This window comes from Gammaproteobacteria bacterium (assembly GCA_028817255.1).
Classification (GTDB): domain Bacteria; phylum Pseudomonadota; class Gammaproteobacteria; order Porifericomitales; family Porifericomitaceae; genus Porifericomes; species Porifericomes azotivorans.
The window spans coordinates 1-7,934 of the sequence record JAPPQA010000035.1 but is presented as its reverse complement, the minus strand read 5'-3'; the positions used below and the strand labels follow the sequence as shown (position 1 = coordinate 7,934).

The window sequence follows — 7,934 nt, the reverse complement described above, 5'->3', positions numbered from 1 at the left end:
TCGGGCTTGCGCCCTCGTCTTGCCGACTCCCCCTCAAGGGGGGAGTGATGCGTACGAAAGCGGGGCTCCATGGCAGATAAGAGAGAGCCGCTTTTCCTCCCTTCGATTGCGTAACGGCTTGCGGCCCTACGGGGACGGCGCCTTCAGATCCAGAATCGGAGTCCCATTGACCGCATCCAGACCGCATACCCGGATCCGGTTGACGTTCACGCCCAGCACGTCCACAAGGCCGATGCCGACCGGGTTTGGCCGCAGCGGGCTGCGGTTGCAAAACACCCCGATCATCTCCTTGTTGCGATCCCCCCCCGGATAGACCCGTAAAACCTCTCGTTCGGACTGGTGCAACCAGTAGATCACTACTATGCGCCGCAGTTTCTCCAGGCCCGCCAGACCCAGACAGTATCTGGGAAAGATTTCCAGAACGGCCTCCTGTAGGCGGTGTTGCCCTTCTGGAGGCGGGTCTTGCACAGTCTTCAGGCTGGAGTGCACCACTCCGATCGCCTTCAGTGCCAAATGAGGGATGACTTCTTCATCTTGCCGCTTCATGAGTTGCCTCCCCACGCTCCCGGTTTGCCTACAATATCACAGGCACAACGAGGGCCGGCGGGGTGCCGAATCCTCCCCCCCGCACAGGCAACGGCCAGGCGCTGGCGGCGGCTGGCCGTGCCGATGGAGCGCCGACTCGGCGGGGGCGCCCCGGGCAAGCGATTATTTGGGAAAATTTTTCCGCTATACTGGCCCCTCGCGCCCGCCGAGGCGGACCGTACAAAGGTTGTGAAAATCCCGGAGGGCGGCGCCCCGTGCCGGGCAAGCAGGCAAAAGAGGCGGCAGACAAAAGATGAGCAGAATCGTGGATTGCGTCAAACTGGGGAAAAAGCTGGAGGGGCTGGACGCCCCGCCCTACCCTGGCGAGCTGGGCAAACGTATCTACGAATCCGTCTCCAACGATGCCTGGCAAGAATGGTTGCGCCATCAGACCATGCTGATTAACGAATACAAACTCACTCCCATAGACCCCAAGGACCGGCGTTTCCTGGAAAAAGAGATGGAGAAATTTTTCTTCGGCGCCGGTTCGGAAAAGCCCCCGGATTACCAGGCTCCCGCATCGTAATCCCGGCGGCTTCTCCGCGCGGCCCGCCATTGGCAGACATGCCCCCATCCCCAGGCCAGGTAGCTCAGTCGGTAGAGCAGGGGACTGAAAATCCCTGTGTCGGCGGTTCGATTCCGTCCCTGGCCACCATTTCATCGCAACGGCTTGGCGGGGATTCGGGGAGCGCCACGGGCCGGACATGGCCGCAAAAAGCCGGGCCACAAGAACGCCCGCGGCATGGCGGGAGAGCCGGGGCATAAGCCCTTATAATCCCGCCGATGAATATCACGCAACTTTGCCGGCGGCATAAGCATCGCGCTCTGCCGCTGGCTTTTCTGGGCATCGGCGTTGCCGCCTTCCTGTTACTGAGTCAAAGGCAGCCGGCGCCGCTGCCAGGCGACGCCCGGGAGAAGGTCTGGCCGGTGACGGTGCAAACCGTCGCCTGGAAAACGTTGCGTCCAGCGCTAAGGTTGTACGGAGTGGTGGAATCGCCCCGGGAAACCGTGCTGAGCGCCAGCGTTGCCGCCGAGATAACGAAAGTGCGCGTCCTGGCCGGCCAGGAAGTCAAGAGCGGCGATGTACTCGTCGAAATGGACGATGGAGATTTGCAGCTGCTGCTGAAACAGCGCCAAGCCGATGTGGCGGAGGCCAATGCCTCGATCCGAAGCGAGACCGAACGCTACGAAGCCGACCAAAAATCCCTGGAGCGGGAAGACATGCTCTACCAGCTCGCGCAAAAATCCGTCGAGCGCATGCGTCGTCTTGCCGAAGCGCAAAGCGGCTCCTGGGCGCAACTGGACGACGCCCGCGGCAGGCTGCAGCGGGAAGGGCTGCAGCTGGTCCAGCGCCGGCAGGCGGTGAACGACCACGAGGCGCGCCTGGCAACGCTGCTGGCGCGCAAAAAGCGCGCCGAGGCGCTGCACGACCAGGTGCTGCGCGATATAGAACGCACTACGGTCCGGGCGCCGTTCGACGGCCGCATCACCGCGGTCCACGTATCTCCCGCCAACCGGGCGCGCGTCGGCGATTCCCTGGTCGCCATGTTCGACACTTCCCTGGTGGAAGTGCGGGCGCAAATTCCCGACCGCGACCTGCCCGGCGTGCGCCGCATGAGCGACAAGGGACAAGAGATTCGCGGCACGGCGCTGGTGGACGACATGCGCCTGGAACTGGTTCTGCATCGCCTGAGCGCAAACATCCGGCAGGGCCAGGGCGGCGTGGATGCGTTGTTCCGCCTGCAGGCGGATTTCGTGCCGGCACTCGGGCGCGTGGTGGAACTGACCCTGATGCTCGCGCCGGAGCCGCGCGTGATAGCGGCGCCAAGGCAAGCGCTTTACGGGCAAAACAAGGTGTTCAAAGTAGCGGACGGCAAACTCAAGGCGGCGCCGGTGCGCGTTGCCGGGCGCACTTTCCCAACCGACGGCGACCGCACCAATCACGTGCTGGTGTACTCTGACGAGCTGAGCGACGGCGACCGCGTAGTGATTTCCCCGCTGCCGAATGCGGTGAATGGCCTGCCGGTGCGCGTCGTCGAAACCGGGGCAACAGAAGCGCCGGCGCCATGACCTGGCACCATGACCGATTCGCATAAAGGGCTCATCGCTGTCTTCGCGCGCCACCCGGTGGCGGCCAACCTCAGCATGGCGATCATGTGCACCAGCGGCGTCTGGGCGCTGCTGCAACTCAACAAACAGTTCTTTCCCGACTTCACCTTGGGCACCATTACGGTGACGACGACATGGTCCGGCGCCAACGCCAACGATGTGGAGTCGTCCATCACCGTCCCGCTGGAGCAGGCGATGCGCAATGTGGACCTGGTGAAACGAATCTCCTCCACGTCGCGCGAGGGCGTCTCCATCGTGGTCGTGGAATTCAAGGACGGCACCGACCTCGATCATGCCGCCGATCAGGTGAAGCAGGAAGTGGACGGGGTAAACAACCTGCCGCCTGACGCCGAAGAGCCGAACGTGACCCGAGCCGTGGATTACGAGGACATCGCCAAATTGATCCTTGCCGGCGGCGCGCCGCTGCGCGACCTGGCGCTGCTGGCGCGGGAATACGAGCGCCAATTGCTGGATCGCGGCATTTCCAAGGTCACCATGGCCGGCCTGCCGTCGGAAGAAATCGCAATCCAGGTGCCGCAATTGAAAATCGCGGAGCTTGGCTTATCTCTCGTTGACATCGGCGAGCGGCTTTCTTCTTTTTCGCAGGACCTCCCGGGCGGGGCCGCCGGCCGCAGCGAAAGCCTGCAGCAGATTCGCTTTCTCAACCAGCGCCGCGGCGAAATCGCGTTCGAACAAATGCCGTTCGTCAGCGACGCCGATGGACGCGAGTTGCGCCTCGGCGACATTGCCGAGGTCAGACGCCGCTCGCGCAGCGGTCAGGCGACGCTTTACTACCAGGACAACCCGGCCATCGAACTCACCTTGTTCCGGATCGAAAAAAACGACAGTCTGGAGGCGGCGCGCATTCTGCAGCGGTGGCTCGCCGACGTCCGCCCCAATTTGCCGGCCGGCGTCACCCTTGCCGTCGCCGGGGAAAGCTGGGTATTTTTGCAGCAACGCATCAATCTGCTGCTGAAAAACGGCGCCGGCGGACTAATCCTGGTGGTGCTGATTCTGTACCTGTTCACAACCGCGCGCATCGCATTCTGGATCGCAGCCGGCATTCCCATCTCCATTCTCGGAATGCTGTGCGTGTATTACTTTGCCGGCGGCACGATCAACATGCTCAGCATGTTTGCCATGATTATGGCCCTCGGCATCATCGTTGACGACGCCATCGTCGTCGGCGAGAACGTCCTGACCCGGTACCAGCGAGGCGCGGGGCCTCTGGACGCCTCGGTGGAAGGCGCAAGACACATGCTGGCGCCAGTGATCGCTTCATCCTGCACCACCGTCGCCGCATTTTTGCCGCTGCTGATCCTCGGCGGCATCTTCGGCGCCATCCTCGGCACCATCCCCACGGTCGTGATCTGCGTGATCGCCGCATCGCTGGTGGAATGCTTCTTCATCCTGCCCGGTCACCTGCATCACTCGTTGCGCAAAGTCGGCAGCCACCGCCCCGCCGGCCTGCGCCTGCGCCTGGACCGCGCCTTTGACGACTTCCGCGAGAAAATTTTCCGGCCGCTGGCAACCGCCGCGGTGCAACACGCCTGGGCCACGGTAACCTTCAGCCTGGCCGCGATCCTCATCACCGGCGGCCTGGTCGCCGGCGGCTGGACCAAGTTCACTTTTTTTCCCTCGCCCGAGGGCCGCATCATGACCGCCGAGGTAACCTTCGTCTCGGGCACGCCGCAGGCCGACGTCAGCCGCTACCTGAAGCACATGAAGCAAACCCTGGACGAAACGGAACGAGCCCTGGGCCAGGGCGAACGACTGGTATCCGCGGCCATAGTGAGGGAAAGAACCATCCGGCGCTTCGACGCCGCCTCCTCTTCCGGCGACCACTACGGCTCCATCTGGGTGGAACTCACCGTGCCGGACAGCCGCAGCGTACGCAATAAGCGCTTTATCGAAGAATGGCAATCACGCCTCATGGAGGCCCCCGGGCTGGAACAAATTACCATCGTGGAGGAGACGGCCGGGCCGCCCGGACGCGAACTGACACTGGAGCTCAACGGCGACGACACCGCCAAAGTAAAGGCCGCGGCAGAGGCGCTCGCCAACCATCTCTCGGGAATCCCCGGGGTATCCGGCATCGGCGACAACATGCCCTACGGCAACCGGCAGTTGGTAATGGAGTTAACCCCGGTAGGCCGATCCCTCGGCCTGACGGTGGCGGAGATCGGGCGCCAGTTGCATGCCGCCTACGACGGCTACGTGGCGCAAAAATTCTCCGAGGGCGTTGACGACGTGGAGGTGCGCGTGGTGCTGCCGGACCGCGAACGCAATTACCTGGCAAGCCTGGACGACTTCCCGGTAATTCTACCCGGCGGCGGCAACGCGCCGCTATCCTCGGTGGCGACTTACCATTCGCAACGCGGCTTCGACCTGCTCCTGCGCACCAACGGCAAATCCGCCATCACCATCGCCGCCGACGTGGACGCAAGCGTCAATAACGCGGAAGAGATTACCGCCGGGCTGGCGAAAACGGTTTTGCCGCGCCTTAAAGAAAACCACGGCATCACGATCCGCTTCAAAGGCCACGATGAAGAGGCCGCGCAACTCCTGGGCGAAATGAAGCGCGGCGTATTGTTCGGCCTGATTCTCATCTATCTGGTATTGAGCTGGGTATTCAGCTCCTACGCCTGGCCGCTGCTGGTAATGAGCGTTATTCCCCTCGGCCTGGTCGGAGCGATCTGGGGCCACTTGTGGATGGGCCTGGACCTGACCATCCTTTCGCTGTTCGGATTTTTCGGCCTGGCCGGCATCGTGGTAAACGACTCCATCATCCTCGTCACCTTCTACAAAAAATTGCGCGACGGAAAAATGGCGCCGCAACAGGCGGTGATCGAAGCGGCCTGCCAGCGCCTGCGCGCGGTGATCCTGACCTCCCTCACCACGATTGCCGGGCTCACGCCCCTCCTGTTCGAGACCTCCCTGCAGGCGCAATTCTTGATTCCCATGGCCACCACCATCGCCTTCGGCCTCGCCTTCGCCTCCTTCATCGTGCTGCTGATGATTCCGGCGCTGTTGCATCTTTATGAAAGCGCGGCACAACGGTTCGGCGCCGGGCCCTACGCCACCGGGCGCCATGCGGAAACGGCCGCCTCATAACCGCCTTTCCCTATTGACAAAACATAATATATATGTGTTTATCCCCCTAACAACCTACGGTACGGAAAGGAGGAGGATTCCGTTATGCAATTATTCAATGTAAGCATCCCTTGTGGGGCACCTTGGGGAACAAGGATCTTCCCCCTGCTTCGATTCCAGCGCTCCCTTGCCGCACTGGCATTCGTTGCCGTTGCCGGGTGGTGCGCGGTCGGCGCGGAGACGGCGGCGGCGCAGGACCGGGGGCGCGGCGGGCCAGAGGGCAACTGGGCACTGGATCTCGGATTCGGCGGCGCCTACGCCCCGGACTACGAGGGTTCGGACGATTACGATCCCCTGCCGTTGCCCGTGCTGTCGCTCCGCTACCGCGACTGGATCGGAATCTCTCCCGACGATGGACTGAACGTGACCCTGGTGGACTTGGATCGGTTCACGGCGAGCGTTAACGTAGGCTACGACTTCGGGCGCGAGAACGATGAAGACTCCGCCGGAGGCTCGCTCGGCGGCATTGACAACGATGCGCTGATCGGCCTCGACAAGGTGGACGAGGCGGTCACGGTGGGCGGCTCGGTAGCGGCTTACGTAGGCTTCGCCGAAGCCTACGTCTCCCTGAACCAGGCGCTGGACGGCCCCGAGGGCCTCCTGATCGACTTCGGTTTGCAGACGCCCTTCCCACTCACCGCGGACGAGACCCTGTTCATGACGCTGGGCCTGTCCGCGACGTGGGCCTCGGACGATTACATGGAAGCCTACTTCGGCGTCAGCGATGCAGAGGTGACGGCGCGAAATATGGTACGGCGGACACGGCAGAGCCTCGTGGAGTACGAACGCTACGAGGCCGAGGCGGGCATCAAGAGTTACGGCGTGAATGCATCCCTGCAGTGGCAGTTCCGGCCCAAGTGGAGTGTGGAATTCATCGCCGAGTACAGCCTCATGGCCGGCGACGCGGCGGACAGCCCGCTGGTGGAGTTGGAGGGCGACGACAACCAGTTCATCGTCGGCTTGGCTGTGGCGCGCCGCTTCACCTGGTGAGGCGGCGGGGGCAGCCTCCGGCATCGCCCCGGCGCCGCGGACGGTCTCCGATGTCCGTCCGATAGGAGCGGACGACTCCGGGAGCGGGGGAGCCCGGGCGGGGCACTCCCGGAACGCGGGGAGAACGCGGCTTGCGCGACACGGCGGCCAGAAAAAACTGACGCCAGGAGACGATGGGGTTATATTTGCCGCGGTTGCCGGGCGCGCGGCGGCGGTCGGATCGGGCGCGCCAGGGCATGTTGCGAGCGCATCACGACAGATAAGCGGCGGCGGGCCGAGGAGGAAAGCAATGTTGTACAGAAAAATTTGGTTATCGGGGGCAATATTGGCGGCGGCGGCGCTGCCCGCGGGCGGAGGGGCGGCGGAGAAGCCGCAGGTGTTGCTGGAGACCAGCGCGGGCAATATCGTGATCGAGCTGTTCCCCGACAAAGCCCCGGAGTCGGCGCGCAATTTCCTGGCATACGTGGAAAGCCGCTATTACGACGGACTGATCTTCCACCGGGTCATCCCCGGCTTCATGATCCAGGGGGGCGGCTTCAAGCCGGGAATGGAGCAGCGGGAAAGCACGCGCAGCGCCATCCGCAACGAAGCGGACAACGGCCTGCGCAATCGCCGCGGCACCGTGGCCATGGCGCGGACCTCCGACCCGCATTCCGCCACGGCGCAGTTCTTCATCAACCTCGTGGACAACGCCTTCCTGGACCATACCGCCAAGACTCCCAGGGGTTGGGGGTACGCCGTCTTCGGGCAGGTGGTAGAGGGCCTGGAGACTGTGGACAAGATCGCCCAGGCGGATACCGACCGGGCGGGGCCGCACGGCGACGTGCCCGTGGAGGACATCGTCATACGCCGGGCTTCCCTGGTGAGCGCAGCGGAAGAAGGGGCCGGGGAAGCGGAGCCAAAACCTTAGGACACAGGTCCGCATAGCAGGCGAGAAATCCGGGCGCCGGCCTCCTGTAGGGCTCTACGGAGACCGAACGCCTTTCGGGAACCCTCGCTGCTTCGCAAGAGAGTAGGAGCCCTGCGCGGGGCCCCCTCTCTACCCGGCCCGTTCGCCGGCCTGCAGATCGGCGTGGTAGGAGGAACGGACCATCGGT

At 63.6% G+C, this 7,934-nt stretch carries 6 protein-coding genes and 1 tRNA gene; 6 read left to right on the top strand and 1 reads right to left on the bottom strand.

The features are described from left to right. Positions 1-126: 126 nt before the first annotated feature. Positions 127-546, bottom strand: coding sequence for a tRNA (N6-threonylcarbamoyladenosine(37)-N6)-methyltransferase TrmO (gene tsaA / locus OXU43_01820; GenBank protein MDD9823906.1), 420 nt, complete (start codon positions 544-546; stop codon positions 127-129). A gap of 292 nt (positions 547-838) precedes the next feature. On the opposite strand from tsaA, the gene OXU43_01815 reads away from it, so the two are divergent. The 6 genes from OXU43_01815 to OXU43_01790 all read left to right on the top strand — a co-directional run bounded on the left by OXU43_01815 (position 839) and on the right by OXU43_01790 (position 7,747). Continuing rightward, entirely contained in the window at positions 839-1,111 is a 273-nt protein-coding gene (locus OXU43_01815; GenBank protein MDD9823905.1) for an oxidative damage protection protein, read from the top strand. 53 nt (positions 1,112-1,164) lie between these two features. Further along, positions 1,165-1,240 (top strand) — tRNA-Phe (locus tag OXU43_01810). A 128-nt stretch (positions 1,241-1,368) separates the two neighbouring features. Then, positions 1,369-2,655 carry a biotin/lipoyl-binding protein gene (locus tag OXU43_01805; GenBank protein ID MDD9823904.1) on the top strand — a complete coding sequence of 429 codons (1,287 nt, stop codon included), beginning with the start codon at positions 1,369-1,371 and terminating at the stop codon, positions 2,653-2,655. Between the two features lie 9 nt (positions 2,656-2,664). Further along, positions 2,665-5,808: an efflux RND transporter permease subunit gene (locus OXU43_01800; protein ID MDD9823903.1), complete on the top strand. Its 3,144-nt coding sequence runs from the start codon at positions 2,665-2,667 to the stop codon at positions 5,806-5,808. An 84-nt stretch (positions 5,809-5,892) separates the two neighbouring features. Continuing rightward, positions 5,893-6,837, top strand: coding sequence for a MipA/OmpV family protein (locus OXU43_01795; protein MDD9823902.1), 945 nt, complete (start codon positions 5,893-5,895; stop codon positions 6,835-6,837). Between the two features lie 289 nt (positions 6,838-7,126). Then, the gene (locus tag OXU43_01790) at positions 7,127-7,747 is read left to right on the top strand and encodes a peptidylprolyl isomerase (GenBank protein MDD9823901.1); all 621 of its coding nucleotides are present in this window, start codon (positions 7,127-7,129) and stop codon (positions 7,745-7,747) included. Positions 7,748-7,934: the final 187 nt, after the last annotated feature.